12 protein-coding genes and 3 tRNA genes are annotated in these 13,351 nt (G+C 47.8%); 2 read left to right on the top strand and 13 right to left on the bottom strand.

Translation table 11 applies throughout. From position 1 onward, the window contains the following. Positions 1-55 precede the first annotated feature (55 nt). Together V8F51_RS03525 and V8F51_RS03520 are read right to left on the bottom strand one after the other, a co-directional pair. A complete protein-coding gene (locus V8F51_RS03525; RefSeq protein WP_337098660.1) occupies positions 56-250 on the bottom strand; it encodes a helix-turn-helix transcriptional regulator in 195 nt (64 codons plus the stop codon). Between the two features lie 209 nt (positions 251-459). After that, positions 460-870 carry a hypothetical protein gene (locus V8F51_RS03520; protein ID WP_337098659.1) on the bottom strand — a complete coding sequence of 137 codons (411 nt, stop codon included), beginning with the start codon at positions 868-870 and terminating at the stop codon, positions 460-462. A gap of 142 nt (positions 871-1,012) precedes the next feature. Between V8F51_RS03520 and V8F51_RS03515 the strand changes: the two genes are divergently transcribed. Beyond that, the gene (locus V8F51_RS03515) at positions 1,013-1,357 is read left to right on the top strand and encodes a helix-turn-helix domain-containing protein (protein WP_337098658.1); all 345 of its coding nucleotides are present in this window, start codon (positions 1,013-1,015) and stop codon (positions 1,355-1,357) included. Between the two features lie 490 nt (positions 1,358-1,847). Here the strand turns inward: V8F51_RS03515 and V8F51_RS03510 are convergent, their stop codons facing one another. From V8F51_RS03510 to V8F51_RS03490, 5 genes are all read right to left on the bottom strand, one after another. Beyond that, a complete protein-coding gene (locus V8F51_RS03510; RefSeq protein ID WP_337098902.1) occupies positions 1,848-2,792 on the bottom strand; it encodes a tyrosine-type recombinase/integrase in 945 nt (314 codons plus the stop codon). A gap of 169 nt (positions 2,793-2,961) precedes the next feature. Beyond that, positions 2,962-3,047, bottom strand: a tRNA-Leu gene (locus V8F51_RS03505). Positions 3,048-3,070: 23 nt separating this feature from the next. Beyond that, positions 3,071-3,147, bottom strand: a tRNA-Ile gene (locus V8F51_RS03500). 35 nt (positions 3,148-3,182) lie between these two features. Next, positions 3,183-3,259, bottom strand: a tRNA-Met gene (locus tag V8F51_RS03495). A gap of 126 nt (positions 3,260-3,385) precedes the next feature. Continuing rightward, entirely contained in the window at positions 3,386-3,550 is a 165-nt protein-coding gene (locus V8F51_RS03490; protein ID WP_337098657.1) for a hypothetical protein, read from the bottom strand. Positions 3,551-3,699: 149 nt separating this feature from the next. Here V8F51_RS03490 and V8F51_RS03485 point away from each other — a divergent pair, with 149 nt between their 5' ends. Next, the gene (locus tag V8F51_RS03485) at positions 3,700-4,215 is read left to right on the top strand and encodes a 2'-5' RNA ligase family protein (RefSeq protein WP_337098656.1); all 516 of its coding nucleotides are present in this window, start codon (positions 3,700-3,702) and stop codon (positions 4,213-4,215) included. Positions 4,216-4,274: 59 nt separating this feature from the next. On the opposite strand, the gene V8F51_RS03480 is transcribed toward V8F51_RS03485, so the two are convergent. The 6 genes from V8F51_RS03480 to V8F51_RS03455 all read right to left on the bottom strand — a co-directional run bounded on the left by V8F51_RS03480 (position 4,275) and on the right by V8F51_RS03455 (position 13,264). Continuing rightward, a complete protein-coding gene (locus V8F51_RS03480; protein ID WP_337098655.1) occupies positions 4,275-5,783 on the bottom strand; it encodes an ABC transporter substrate-binding protein in 1,509 nt (502 codons plus the stop codon). A 5-nt stretch (positions 5,784-5,788) separates the two neighbouring features. Further along, a complete protein-coding gene (locus V8F51_RS03475) occupies positions 5,789-6,676 on the bottom strand; it encodes an ABC transporter ATP-binding protein (protein WP_337098654.1) in 888 nt (295 codons plus the stop codon). 3 nt (positions 6,677-6,679) lie between these two features. Continuing rightward, positions 6,680-9,550 (bottom strand): ABC transporter permease, encoded by a 2,871-nt coding sequence (locus V8F51_RS03470; RefSeq protein ID WP_337098653.1) that lies wholly within the window; start codon positions 9,548-9,550, stop codon positions 6,680-6,682. A gap of 3 nt (positions 9,551-9,553) precedes the next feature. Next, positions 9,554-10,618 (bottom strand): efflux RND transporter periplasmic adaptor subunit, encoded by a 1,065-nt coding sequence (locus V8F51_RS03465; protein WP_337098652.1) that lies wholly within the window; start codon positions 10,616-10,618, stop codon positions 9,554-9,556. Beyond that, positions 10,584-11,315 (bottom strand): ABC transporter ATP-binding protein, encoded by a 732-nt coding sequence (locus V8F51_RS03460; protein WP_337098651.1) that lies wholly within the window; start codon positions 11,313-11,315, stop codon positions 10,584-10,586. The genes V8F51_RS03465 and V8F51_RS03460 overlap by 35 nt, the downstream gene beginning before the upstream one ends. A 224-nt stretch (positions 11,316-11,539) precedes the next feature. Next, positions 11,540-13,264: a methyl-accepting chemotaxis protein gene (locus V8F51_RS03455; RefSeq protein WP_337098650.1), complete on the bottom strand. Its 1,725-nt coding sequence runs from the start codon at positions 13,262-13,264 to the stop codon at positions 11,540-11,542. Positions 13,265-13,351 lie beyond the last annotated feature (87 nt).

Here is a 13,351-nt window from a genome sequence, read left to right as displayed (position 1 = left end):
TTATAATATATTTTTACGCTTATGTAGCGACTTGGTACAAATTTCGACCTCTGGTTTAATTCTCTGTCTCTGCTCCTTTTTGTTCCTTATTCCTTTCCTTTACCCATTCCATAACAGATATAAGATCATATCTGACGATGTTGTAAGACAATTTGATTGACGGTAAGCCTTCATTCTTCCACTTGCAAAGGGTACGCTTGGATATACTTAGCTTGTCGCAAACTACCTTTGCTGTAACGATTTCTTCCATTTTCTTTTCTCCTTTTTTGTTTGGTATAATACTTAACTTCTTCGATTAGGCAAAGTTATGCGGTATCGTGAAGCTCATACTTATATTTAAGAATCTCTATCCAAAACTCCTCACATAGGAGATTTTTTTATATAAGCCGTAGAACAAAAAAAGCAGCTCACCTTGTTAGGCAAACCGCTAATAGTATTTTGCGCTTTCTAATTGCTATATCATTTCAAATGTTTACTTGCTTCAAATACTAAATCAATTGCCCTTGCATTCGCTTCTTCGTCGTTATCAGCAATCTGTTTTCTAGGTATACATACATTACAATCAGGCATAAACCACTTTTTTTCATCTTTATCTTTGTATAAATCCTTCTGTACTATTACATCAAAATCTGATTCGCCCCAAACATAATTGGCCCTGCCTGTCACTTGGTAACGTATGTAATTCTTTGTGGATTCAACTTTTATCACTTTTGTATTATGTAGTGATATTAAATCTGCAGGTTCAGAGACATTTTCTTGGAAAAGATACTTAGTTTTTTCAAGTACTTCATCTGAACTACTATCATTTGACGAACACCCAACTAAGAACACCATTAACAAGATAATTACAAACAATAACTTAAAGTTCATCCATATCCCCCCAGTTTGATGATGACAAAAGTATTGTAACAAAAATATAGTCTATAGGCTATATAAATAGAAAATATTATACTTTAGACGATTGGATAACTTGTTCTGCTCCGATAACGTGAAATTGTTAGGAGGGGTAGTTATGAGTGATGTAATCGGGAAAGTAATTGGTGAACGTATTCGCATATTTCGTAAACGTAAAGGTATCACACAAGAAGAATTAGCTCACCGCGCTTCATTTTCTACATCGTATATTTCTGATGTTGAACGCGCTGAAAAATCGCCCACAATTGAAAGTTTAATTAGAATAACTGATGCACTAGGCATAACGTTAGAGGAACTATTCGCAAATGCTCAATCAAAAAGGAAGACAAAAGAAGCTGATACTGTAGATTCAATCATAAACAAAGTTAACAATCTGCCACTTTCGGAACTGCAAACAGTTAATAACATCCTTGATCTACTGCTTAACTTTAGAGAAAAGTAAAGTAAAAGAGCCTAATAATACAGGCTCTTTTCTTTTGAGCGGCTAAACAATCGCAAATCAATCCTGTCCCCTGCCTCGTCTGCATTATCAGGAAGACATATAAGCGTATTGATCCTAGATAGCTCCTCTAATCCCGATCCTACGCGCTCACTAACGCCATTAGCGGCGTTACAACTGTCTAATAGTCATTTCCCACTTACATGAATACGTATGCCTTATATAGTCTTCTCAGAAGCCCAAATTTAGCGGCTAAAGCGTTAAAATCATGATTATACTCATATAAGCAATCATATTCAGGAAATTGCAATAGTACGGCATTCTTAACAGCTCGTAAGCGGTCTATTTCCTTCCTCTAGACTCTGCGTCTGGTGTCTGTAGTTCCTCATGCTCTTATGTAGCTTACAATGTAATCCTGCAATGCTAATCTGTCTAAAGTTGGTTTTCTCATCCACCATGGCTTTATAAGCTCTAATTTCCATACTTCTCTTTCTCATTTCTTACTGATATTTCTAAGTCGTTTATTTTGAGGTAAGATTCTATTAACTGGAGAAGCCATTGTATGCTGTTCTTTTACATCACTATTCGTTAATCTGACATATCGTTTAGTCATTGTCATATCTATATGACCTAGCATCATTTGTAGCGCAAACGCATTACCCTTGCCTCGCAAAAACATAATTGAAAATGCATGACGTAGTGCATAAGGATGGAAACGAGTTCCAAGCTTCTTACAATACATTTCAATGCGATCACCCCATGTATGCCTATTTAGTGGTTTGCCCTCATTAGTACAAAAGATAGGCGCTCTTTCCTTCCACTCTATAGGTCGAACTGACAGTAGTTCATCTATTGCCTTTGCTGTTTGAGGCATAATATGAAGGGTTCGTGATGTTCTTGTTTTAGCTTTGTCTGCATCTACTACTAGTTCATACGCACGATTATTGTAATCAGACTCCATCAGGCTAAAAGCTTCTTTCGGTCTTATACCACTGTCTAAGAAAACAAGTAGAAGTGCATAGTCGCGCAAACCTGCATATGTGCTTTGGTTGGGTAATTGAAGTAGATCTGAAAGAACACTTTCATCAATTTGAACTATTCTACCCTCATCTTTTCGCTTTTTAAATCCTTCTAATGGATTATCAGATAAGACACCTTGCTCGACACACCACATGAAGAAACTACGCAAATAGACAAGACGATTATTGTACGTTGCTGGCTTAATATTTTCTTGCCCTAAGTGTTCAAAAACTGATTTTTCAAGCAGTTCATATGACTGCGCGGCATTTGGATAACGTTTAAAGAGAAGGTTTACGTGCGTAGTGTAATCAAGAATTGTTTGTTCACTCAAATTGTTCGCTTTCTTCCAATTGATAAACTGTGTTAAAGCTTCTTCCATTGTAGCTGGCGCTTTCTTCGTAACTTTTGTGAGTCGCATAGACAACAAAAAAACCTCCTATTGTAATCTGATTTTAATCAGATGCTACAAAGAAGGTTTACTGTATTATACGTGAATCCTGTGCAGCTATATTTAGCACACAGGATTATCATTTAACTACACATATGTAGTTCATGAAAAACCTTGAGATATCAAGGATTTGAAAGGATGCCGAGGACGGGAATCGAACCCGTACGGTGGTCACCCACCGCAGGATTTTAAGTCCTGTGCGTCTGCCAGTTCCGCCACCCCGGCATGTGTGTAAAAAAGCTTGCAAATGGTGGGCCCTGAGGGACTCGAACCCCCGACCAATCGGTTATGAGCCGACCGCTCTAACCAACTGAGCTAAGGGCCCTCGAAAAACGCCGGTTGACGTTGAGATCGAAAGGTTGGTTGCGGGGGCAGGATTTGAACCTGCGGCCTTCGGGTTATGAGCCCGACGAGCTACCGGGCTGCTCCACCCCGCGACGTAATTCCATTTGAATAAAAGCTTTTTTTGAAATGGCGACATCAATTAATATACTATATATGCATATTTCAAGTCAAGCAAATTATTCTAATTTTCTTCAGATTTCTTTTTAGCCCCTCCCGTATTATGGCAAGAACCGTACTCCGTACCGTCCCTTGCGCGATTTGAATACCTCGACCTCACGCGGACATTCGTAGCCGTATACCCACCAATCGTTCTCCATCCTCCTTACGAGGCATCCCGCTTGGAATTTGGTCTCGTACAATCTCACCCAGTATACCCACCTCATCATGAGTCCTCCCTGCCGCTCGCTATTCCTTGCGTTTTTCTTCCTCAAACGTGCTTGTAGCCATAGAATACCCCAAAATCGGAAATTCTTATCTTTTCATGCATTCGGGTATACTTGAATCATAAGCTTTATTCAGGAGGCTGGTGGACATGAAATATGGCATTGCGGTTTATCCCGATAAAAAGGTACAGGAAGCTGCCGATCGATTACGAATTAGGCATGATCCCCACTATTCGCTCATCCCCGCCCATCTGACGGTTCGGGAGGCTGAGCCATGGAGTGAAGAGAAGCTCGCTGCAGCGATCGCGCATCTGGAGGCCGTAGCAGCGGCTCTATCCCCGTTCGCAATCGCGTTCAATCGGGTATCCTCCTTCTTCCCCGTCAGTCATGTACTGTATATGGCGCTGGAAGACGCTGCTCCGATGGTTCATCTGCATCAACAGGTTTGCACCGGTCCGCTAGCGTTGGAAGCGCAGCGTTACGTCTACACGCCTCACTTGACTCTAGCCCAGCAACTAACAGCCGATGAGCTGTACGATTTATACGGCAATTGGCGAATGAACAAGGTGAACCTAACCTCCATGATCGAGAAGCTGATCTTGCTTCAGCAATCGGAAAAAGGAATATGGCAACAAGTAAGAGCCTTCGAGCTTAAAATAACATAAAGAGAAGCCTGCACGCGACGCAAAGTCGGATGCAGGCTTCTCTACTTTTCTATTATTGTTTAACCCATGGGCCGAACGATACCGCCGCCGCCGTCTCCCATGCCGCCTGTAGGATCGGTCTTCAGCTTCTCAAGTGTAGCGTTGCCTCGCGTCTCCCACTCGGCGAGCGCTTCCTTAACCGTCTTCTCTTCGGTAAGCACTTGTTGGAACAATTCGTATCCAGGCGACTGTGCTTCCCAGATACCTGGTTTCTCTCGGTAAATCTTCTCCTGGTCGGAGCTTACTGGAGGAAGCGGTTTAAGCGTCGTGAACGCGTCCATATTGTACTGCAAACCGCCGATTGGCGCCAAGAACTCTTTGCGCGCAACCATTTCGTACAAGCTTCTCGACTTCAGCTTTGCCCATTCCTTGCCATTCGTGAACTTAATGAAATCCCATGCTCCGTCAGGGTTTTGAGCTTTCGCGTTAATACCCATAAGCGAGCTTAGGTAGATGTTGCCGCCAACATCAGGATTTCCAGGGAACGTAGGGACTGTTACAACATCCCAATCTACTGGCGTAAAGTCTTTGATCTTCGTAGCGTTGTCTGTAGCTCTCTTCAGTTCGTTAATATAATTGTAATCGCCAATCGTCATTGCGACTCTGCCTTTGATGAACAGATCGCCATAGAATGGATCGTTGCCGCCTTCTGCACTAACTTTTTCATTCATTTGTTGAATAAATTCTTGCGTTGGAACGATCTTCTCTTTGTAAAGATCGGATACAGTCTGCCATACGTCCGCCCATTGATCGCTGTTTACAAGCATTTTTTCTGCTTTATCGTCCCACATCTTCAATTGAAGCGCAGAAGCGTACGTTTGCGTGTCGCTGAAGCCGTCATTCGACCAACGATTGAACGAGAAGCCGAAATTGCGGTCTTCACCTTCGCCTTTCGTTACTTGGCGAGCAAGGGACAAGATTTCAGACCATTGCATTTTGTCGGTAGGAGGCGTTACGCCCGCATCTGAGAACAGCTTTTTATTATAGAAAAGTGCAGAAGAGCTGAATGTTGGCGTCAGTGCGTAAATATTGCTGTCGCCAGCATCTTTAATGCCGTCAATTACAGTCGGAACATAATCCGTCAGATCGAATTTGTCCTGTTGAATGAGCGGATCAAGCTGCTGAAGCAGGTTATCCTGCGTCAAACGACGAAGGAAGTTGTAGTCGAAGATCATAACGTCAACCGGATTCTGGCCGGTAAGCAGCTCTTTCACTTTCTCGTACGTATCCGGTTGTTCCGTGACAGGCTTCGAGGAATCCTGTGTTTCAAAACGTTGATCATCATAGTTGATCGCGCCTACGATCTCGAAGGTTACGTTCGGATTCATCATTTCGAACATATCCGTATATTGCTGGCGCATGTAGGGCTCGTTGTCCGAGCCGCCGTACATAACTCCAACTCGCAGCACTGATTTCTCCGCAGACTTATCCGAGGAGCCGCTGCATCCCACCAAGACGCCGCCGAGCATTACAAGCGACATACTAACTCCAACCACTTTGCGCAAAGGCAATTTTGCAATCTTATTCATCCGATTTAACCCCCCAATGATTTAGGCGGAGTAATAATAATCCGCTCTCCGTCAAACTCCATCGTTGCTTTGTCTTTAATGTTGAGCGCCGTCAAATATTCTTTTGGCACTTGCAAACGTCCGACACGGTCTACAACGACATACGCTTCATGTACCGTCTGCAGCCCGCTTGCTGCCGGAAGCTCTGCTTCACCTCCACCTAGAGTAATGTTTGGATTGCGCTTAATGAATTCGGTACTCGTAAGTCCGTCACGGATCGCAACGACACGGTCCACCTTGCCGGCTAACGTCAAGTCATGCGTTACGATGACAACCGTAATGCCAATCTCTCGATTGAGCCGCCGGAATATGCCCATAATCATATCCGAGGTTGCCGTGTCTACCGAGCCTGTCGGCTCATCGGCAAGCAGCAGCTTCGGACGGTTCGACAACGAGATCGCAATCGCAACGCGTTGCTGCTCGCCCCCTGATAGCTGATGCAGCTTGTTATGCATACGCTCCTTGAGACCTACCCAATCAAGCAACTGCTTCGCGTAGGCGCGATCAACCTTGCCCGAAAGCATCATCGGCATTTCAACATTTTCAAGCGCGGATAAGTAGGGCAGCAGATTGCGGGCATTATTTTGCCAAATGAAGCCGACCGTCTCACGCTTGTATTGCACGGTTTCTTCTTCCGTAATCTTAAGCAGATCCCATGGACCTACCTTCACCTGGCCGGCGGAGGGGCGGTCGAGACCGCCCAATATGTTCAGCAGCGTTGATTTGCCGCTGCCGCTGTTGCCGATGATCGCCATCAGCTCTCCGTCTTCCACCTTTAGGTTCAAACCTTGAAGCGCGACGACCTCGAGATCGTCCGTTTTGTAAATTTTGACTAGTCCTTCGCAATCGATCATCGCTTAACGCTCCTCTCCCATTTTGACCGCTTGATGAACCCTCAGTCTGCGGATATGGAGGAACAGCAGCATAGCGCCGATCAACATCATGAATCCGACGACAAAATAGAGCTGGTTCGTATCGTCCGAGTTGAAAACAACCCGGAACGGCGGAACGGTTTCTGCGACGTTCTCGGTTGTTTGCAGGAAAGGCAGGAAGAGCAAGCTGACCGACTTGCCTATGAGAACGCCTAGCCCAATCGCTAGACCTGCCGTAAAGATTTGCTCCAGCAGCAGCATACCCGTCAATTGCTTGCGCGACAGCCCCATTGCCCTAAGTACGCCGAATTGAACGGCGCGCCCTGATAGGTTGAAGAACCAATATAAGACGTAACCGGCAAGCGTAATGATGACGGAGACCAGGAAACCTAAGCTTAATATCCCGAACACGCCGCCTCTGGTAGGAAGCTTCGATTGAGAGATGAGCTCTGTGCGCACATCCTTGACCGATGCGAGTTCAACGCCTGCCTTCTGAAGCGACTCAATGATAGGCGCAACCTTCGCGTCCGGCTTCATCTTCAGCCATACCTCATAAGGTATGAGCGGCAATTGATCGTAAATATAATCCAGATTGGCGATTACGAAAGGCGATTTGTCCGGATATTGCGTAGGCCAATACGGAATAATTCCCGCTACTGTAAATTCCAGCATGCCGTCCGTAAAGCCAACGGATACGATGTCGCCGAGCTTGAGCTGATATTGCTCCGCTACTCCCGATGGGATAAGCGCGCCATACTCGTATTTGCCTAAGTTGTTCAAGTATTCGAACGGATGCGCCGGGAACAAGTCATCGCGGAACCAAGCCACTTTCGAGAAATCAACGTTGTCAATGCCCATTACAGTGCCTTGCCCAATGGATTTGCCCGAAATAACGATATTGCCTTTGGTCTGCATGACCCTGGCGGCAGCTTCTACGCCTTCCAGCTTGCGGAACAGCTCGAACGGCGGTTCGCTGTACAGCGTGCGAGTCGGTGTCGTTTGACCGCCGCCTCCGCCTCCGCCGTTTCCACCACCATTGCCTCCGCCGCCATTACCGCCGCCGTTATTTCCTCCCGACGTCGTAATTTCGGTCGTACCTTCCCATACGCTTTGGATAATGACATCCGAACCGTACTTATAAAGCGTACGCTCTGTGGAATTGAGATCAATCGTTCTGGCTGCCGAGGCATTATATACGCCAAGCCCCAGCGTAAGAACGAGTAGAATCATAAGCGGATAATAACCTTTGGATGAGCGGGACAGCTGTGTCAGCGTCAAATAAATCGGAACGGGCAGGAACTTCCGTCCGAGCCAGTTGAACAGCTTAAGCAGCCAAGGAAACAGCCGCAAGCAGAACAGTCCCAGCGCGAATATGGCTAATGCCGGCACGAAGAACAGGAAAGGCTGAACGTTAAGCTGATCCGTCGTCATACCCGTCTGGAACGTCAGCATTTGACGTTCATTGAACAGATACCAGCCGTAACCGGCTAGACCAAGCAGAAGTACATCAAGGAACCATCGCTGCCATCCCGGCTGACGATCGGAGCGTGCAAGCTGCTGCTTGTAGTTGACGATCGAGGCGCGGGCATAAATGACTGCAGGTATAACGGTCGCCAGGATCGCAATGAGCACAGCTGCCGCGCCGGCGATAATGGCTTCTGTCGAGAAGCCGACCGGAATCGACTTACGGCTGACGAAGGACAGGAATCCGTTCGCCGAGCCGATGCTCTTCGCCATGAACCAGCCAATGAATGGACCGGCTGCAAGCGAGAGACCGCCGAGAATAAGTCCTTCAAGCAAATAGATCCATATAATCTGCCTCGTTCCCGCTCCCCGGCTGCGAAGCACCGCAATGTCGCTTCGTTGCTTATCAAGCGACTGTCGAGCATTCATCGCGATGAAGAAAAAGACCATCGCAAGCATTGGCGCTGCGAGCGTGAACAGCAAAGTCTGAAGCTGCAAGCTCTGTTTCTTGAACTCAGTCAGCGTAGAAGCAAAGGATATATCGACCCTTGTATCCTTCAATCGTTGATACAGCTCTATATTCAAACGATCCAGCGTCCGACCAAGCGGCGACAGCTGACTCGTCTGAATCTCTGAAAGATCGAATGCATAATACCAGCTTGCATTATGAAGCGGAATGCCATGCTTCTCAAGCAGCGTCTTCGTGAAAGCCTGCTCGCTGATTTGGAACGTATTCAGCAAACCCTCCAAGCCTTGATACCAGTAAGGGTCTGTATCGAGCAGCGGCTTTACCGCCCCTACGATCTTCACCCGCAGCGTCAGATCTAGACCGCCGTATACCGGATATTCGAATACATCTCCGATATGTACATCATTGCGATACATCGCTTCCTCGAGCATGACGGCCTCAAGAATCTCGCCGTCGCCCTCGCTGTTCGTGAACCATCTGCCCTGCGTCAGCTCGGTCTTCGACTCCAGCTCGGACATCGTCATGAGCGTAAGCTGGCGATTGCGTCCCGCATCCACCTTCGTGGGATCCTCGGGTACGACGTCGCCGCTTCGAATCGAATAACCTTTTACGTACGTGCCGAACGGAAATCCAATCTCCTTCGGCACATCCTCGGTAATATAACGTTTCAGCTCCGATAACGCCGCTAAATCCGTTTTTCCGCCTGAGGGAGATTGATACCGCATGAGCAGCGATCCGGCAGGAAGGCCAGAGCTCTTCTCCTGCAGCGAATCGGCAACGACCCGCTTAAGCGCGCCGTCCGCGTACATCGGTATACTGGTCGCAAACGCGACCGCCAAAGTCAGTCCCGCCAGCGTGCTTAACGTAAGCCAGCGCGTGTTCCACATTTTGCGGAACAAAAAACGAAACAACGGAATCCCCATCAGCTATCGACCTACAACTTTCTGCCCCGGCGTTAAGCCTTGCAGAATCTCGATCTGCGTAGCCGTCTGCTGTCCAACCTCGACGTCCACTTCACGCTTTCCTTCAGCGTCGACAACCTGCACATAGGTGCGCGAGCCGATTGAACGAAGGGCGGAAGGAGGAATTACGATCGCGTTTTCCGTACGATTCGTAATAATGCTGATCGACAGCGGCGCGCCGCGATTAAGCCCTTTAGGTAGATCAGCTAGGCTCACGATCATAAAATCTTCCGGACGCTCAGGTTTCGTCTCGCCTGGTTGACCGCCGCCGTTGTTATTTTCTTCGGCCTTGACTGGAAGAGACTTTATTTTACCTTTGAAAGTGCCGACACTGTTCATGTTGACGACCGCTTCCATGCCCGGCGCTACTTTCTCCAGTTCCGTCTTAGACAGCTTCGCTGCCGGCGTCATTAGCGCCGTATCCGCTACGATTGCAATAGGCGCATACGCCTTAATCAGATCGCCCTTCTGAACGTTCAAGGTCACAATCGTTCCGCTGAATGGAGCAACGAGCGTCGCTTTGGCGATCTCCTCTTCCATATCGACGAGCTTCTGTCTCTTCTCCTCGAAAGCAATCTGACGCTCTTCGAAGTCGGTCGGATCCATCTCGTCGCGCGTACGGAGCAGTTCCTTCATTGCGATTTCTTCCTTCTTGAAGCTTAAGCGCTCCAGCCGAAGCGCCTTCGTCAGATCATCAACGTCAAGCTCGCCAATGACTTGCCCAGCCTCGACCTTAGCTCCAGCTTCGATATACAGCTCTTTCAGGTTTTTACCATCCAATGTAAAAAATAAGGTCTCTTCCTTCAAAGAAATCAGCTTGCCGATCACCTGCACCTTCGTTTCCAACGTCGCCGTCGTTACTTCGTACTCCGGCTTCTTGGAAATTTGAGGCGGCGCGATTTCCGGGAGCACCTCTTCTTCCGGCTCCTTCGGCAGCAGCGAGCACCCGCTCGCAAAAACAAGAGAAACACTCATTAAAGCAATGACGGACCGCTTAAATAAACTTACCGTCAACCATTTCGTAGACATGGTCGGCAACCTCCAAAATCGTAGGATCGTGAGTAGTCATGCATATTGTGACATGTTCAGTGGAAATAATGTTTTGAAAGACGGCCATAATTTGGGCAGACATTCCGGAATCCAGCTCAGCCGTCGGCTCATCCGCCAGCAGAAGCATCGGCTTGTGGGCAATCGCCTTCGCGATGGCTACACGCTGCTGCTCGCCGCCTGACAGCTCGAAAGGCCTATGATGCATGCGCTTCTCAAGCCCGACCAGCTCCAGGCACTGGGCTACGCGTTCCTTCCACTCCGCGCGTGGCGTTCCGGCCATCCGAAGCGATAATTCGACGTTCTCCCAAGCCGACAAAAGGGGCATAAGAGCGAATGCTTGGAATATAAATCCCATATGCTTACGCCGCACGATCGTCCTTTCATTGTCGCTCATGCGATGGAACGGCATGCCGTTAAACCATATCTCACCCGAGCTCGGCGTGTCGAGACCGCCAAGACTGTTCAATAGCGTCGTTTTGCCGGAGCCGGAACGGCCCCTAAGCATGACAAGCTCACGTTCCTTGAGCTCCATGTTGATACCCTTCAATACGCGTAGCGGCGATCCACCAACTAGAAACTCACGTTCCACCTGGTTAACGGACAGCAGTTTCCTTGGTTCGTCGCTTGGTGCGGACTGCTGCTCTACATCTTGTTCTGCTTCCTTAGAAATTGCCATTTGCGCTACTCATACCTCCCCCTCGTAAGTCTAAACCTCCTGCATAAAAACCATGAAAAATGACTGGCAATACTTTCATAATTCTCATCTTACATGATAGACGTAGGACGTGCTCAAAAAGTTACGACTTTTTTCGGGTAAGTTTTTATATTGCTGTTTAATGAAAAAAAGAGCTGTATCCGGCGGCATGTGCTGCTCGCCAGTAACACCTCTTCCTTCCATTACTACAGCTTGAATTTGCTTACGCCGTTGTTCAAAATAGTCACAAGTCCAGATAGTTGCTCGGCGGTAGACGCAATATTCTCGACCAAAGCCAGCTGTTCCTCCGTGGCTGCCGCCACTTGCTCGGTTTTGGTCATGTTCATGGAAGCGGTAGCTGCCGCCTGCTCCATCGAGGCGTTCACCTGCTGGGAGCTAGCCGACATTTGTTCCGTGATCGCAGAGTTCTCGTGCAGCTGCTCCGTCATCTGACTAATGGCATCCACGATAACCTCCAGGCTTTGGCGAATGTCTGTTACCCGTTCGGCGCCGGCGCCGAAGCTTTCCTTCGTTTGGGACATGTACGTCGATGCGCCGTCGATCTCCGCGCGAGTGACGGTTACGAGCTGATGAATACCGTCTGCCGATTCCAGCGAGCTTGCTGCCAGCTTGCGAATTTCCGAGGCGACAACCGCGAACCCTTTGCCATGCTCGCCCGCACGCGCGGCTTCAATAGAAGCATTCAGCGACAGAATATTCGTTTGGTTGGAGAACGACGTAATGTTCTCGGCAATGGCGCCGATTTGCTTCGAACGATTTTCTAACGAAACGATCGTTCCAGACAAATTCTCGATCGCCGATTTGATCGATTCCATCTGTTCAATTAAGCGTTCAAGCGCATTTTTGCTTTGATCAACCTGTTGGGAAGTCGACGTCGAATGCTCCGCAAGCGATGCCGTATTCTCGGCAATTCGCTGAATGCCGATCGTCATTTCCTCGATTGCCTTCGACGTTTCTTCGGAACCGCGGGCTTGCATCTCCGAACCGTTCGCTACCTCTTGAATGTTAAGAGCAACATGATTCGCTGCATCCTCTGATTCTTTGGACGCTGATGTAAGATGCGCCGAAGATTCGGTCACTTCTTTCGCGTGATCGACAATACCTCCAATAAGCCGCTGCAGCATGCCTATCATTTGATCAACGGATTGATTAATATCGCCCAGCTCATCCTTGCTGTACTTCGCGTCTGCTTTTACTGTCAAGTCAAATTCCGTAACTCTTCTCGTCTTCGATACGACGTTGTTAACCGTTCTCATAATCTTCCGAACGGTAATGAAGACCATAATGATCGATATGATCGTAACAACAATGATCCCGATGAAGGTCGAAAGCAAGCTGCTGCCCAGTTCTTCATCCATTTCGGCAATGTTGATTTCCGCATATTTCTCAACGTTTTGTCCGATCTCATCAATGCCCGTGCGACTCGCAAGGAATCCGTTATCGACCTCTTCATTGTGAATTTGGTAGACATTATTCGCAGCCGATTCCGTCACCAGCTTGGACCATGCGCCGAAGTTGACCGCGAGTTCCTTGGACAATTCGTCGACCGAACGGCCGCTGTCCCCGTATGTATAACTTCCTACGCCTGTATCTGCCAGCTTCAGCTTCGCTTCCGTCAATCGATCGCTCGCTTGCTTCAGATTTCCGGAAATGTCCTCGCTCGCCGTTTTTTTGCCCGCATCGTCAAGCGATCCCGATTCCAATCGCAAGTAAGCCGTATACGCTTGATACATATCTCTATCTGCGTTTAGAATCAGTCTGTCCACATGGCTTGCCGTATCATAAATCTCAAGCTTCATTTCTTCAAAATTCTTTTTTTGCTGGTCAAGTAAAAAGATGCTCGTGAACACATAAAGCACAAGAGGCACAGCTGCAAGTAACGCAAGCCTCGCGAGTACAGTAAATCTCATTATTATTCCCGCCCCTTCTCTCATTCAAAATGAACCTACTCCCTTATTTATCGGGGAGACCCGCTGGTTTCAAGAGGGCTTCGACAA

It is taken from the genome of Paenibacillus sp. YIM B09110 (genome assembly GCF_037167145.1).
Classification (GTDB): Bacteria; Bacillota; Bacilli; order Paenibacillales; family Paenibacillaceae; genus Pristimantibacillus.
This window is presented reverse-complemented; position numbering and strand designations above follow the sequence as displayed.

Bases quoted from the DNA above. Each gene is read 5' to 3' on its own strand.
- V8F51_RS03465 (WP_337098652.1), bottom strand. From the start codon at position 10,618: ATGTCTACGAAATGGTTGACGGTAAGTTTATTTAAGCGGTCCGTCATT.
- V8F51_RS03455 (WP_337098650.1), bottom strand. From the start codon at position 13,264: ATGAGATTTACTGTACTCGCGAGGCTTGCGTTACTTGCAGCTGTGCCT.
- V8F51_RS03480 (WP_337098655.1), bottom strand. From the start codon at position 5,783: ATGAATAAGATTGCAAAATTGCCTTTGCGCAAAGTGGTTGGAGTTAGT.
- V8F51_RS03515 (WP_337098658.1), top strand. From the start codon at position 1,013: ATGAGTGATGTAATCGGGAAAGTAATTGGTGAACGTATTCGCATATTT.
- V8F51_RS03475 (WP_337098654.1), bottom strand. From the start codon at position 6,676: ATGATCGATTGCGAAGGACTAGTCAAAATTTACAAAACGGACGATCTC.
- V8F51_RS03485 (WP_337098656.1), top strand. From the start codon at position 3,700: ATGAAATATGGCATTGCGGTTTATCCCGATAAAAAGGTACAGGAAGCT.
- V8F51_RS03525 (WP_337098660.1), bottom strand. From the start codon at position 250: ATGGAAGAAATCGTTACAGCAAAGGTAGTTTGCGACAAGCTAAGTATA.
- V8F51_RS03520 (WP_337098659.1), bottom strand. From the start codon at position 870: ATGAACTTTAAGTTATTGTTTGTAATTATCTTGTTAATGGTGTTCTTA.
- V8F51_RS03470 (WP_337098653.1), bottom strand. From the start codon at position 9,550: ATGGGGATTCCGTTGTTTCGTTTTTTGTTCCGCAAAATGTGGAACACG.
- V8F51_RS03510 (WP_337098902.1), bottom strand. From the start codon at position 2,792: ATGCGACTCACAAAAGTTACGAAGAAAGCGCCAGCTACAATGGAAGAA.
- V8F51_RS03460 (WP_337098651.1), bottom strand. From the start codon at position 11,315: ATGGCAATTTCTAAGGAAGCAGAACAAGATGTAGAGCAGCAGTCCGCA.
- V8F51_RS03490 (WP_337098657.1), bottom strand. From the start codon at position 3,550: ATGAGGTGGGTATACTGGGTGAGATTGTACGAGACCAAATTCCAAGCG.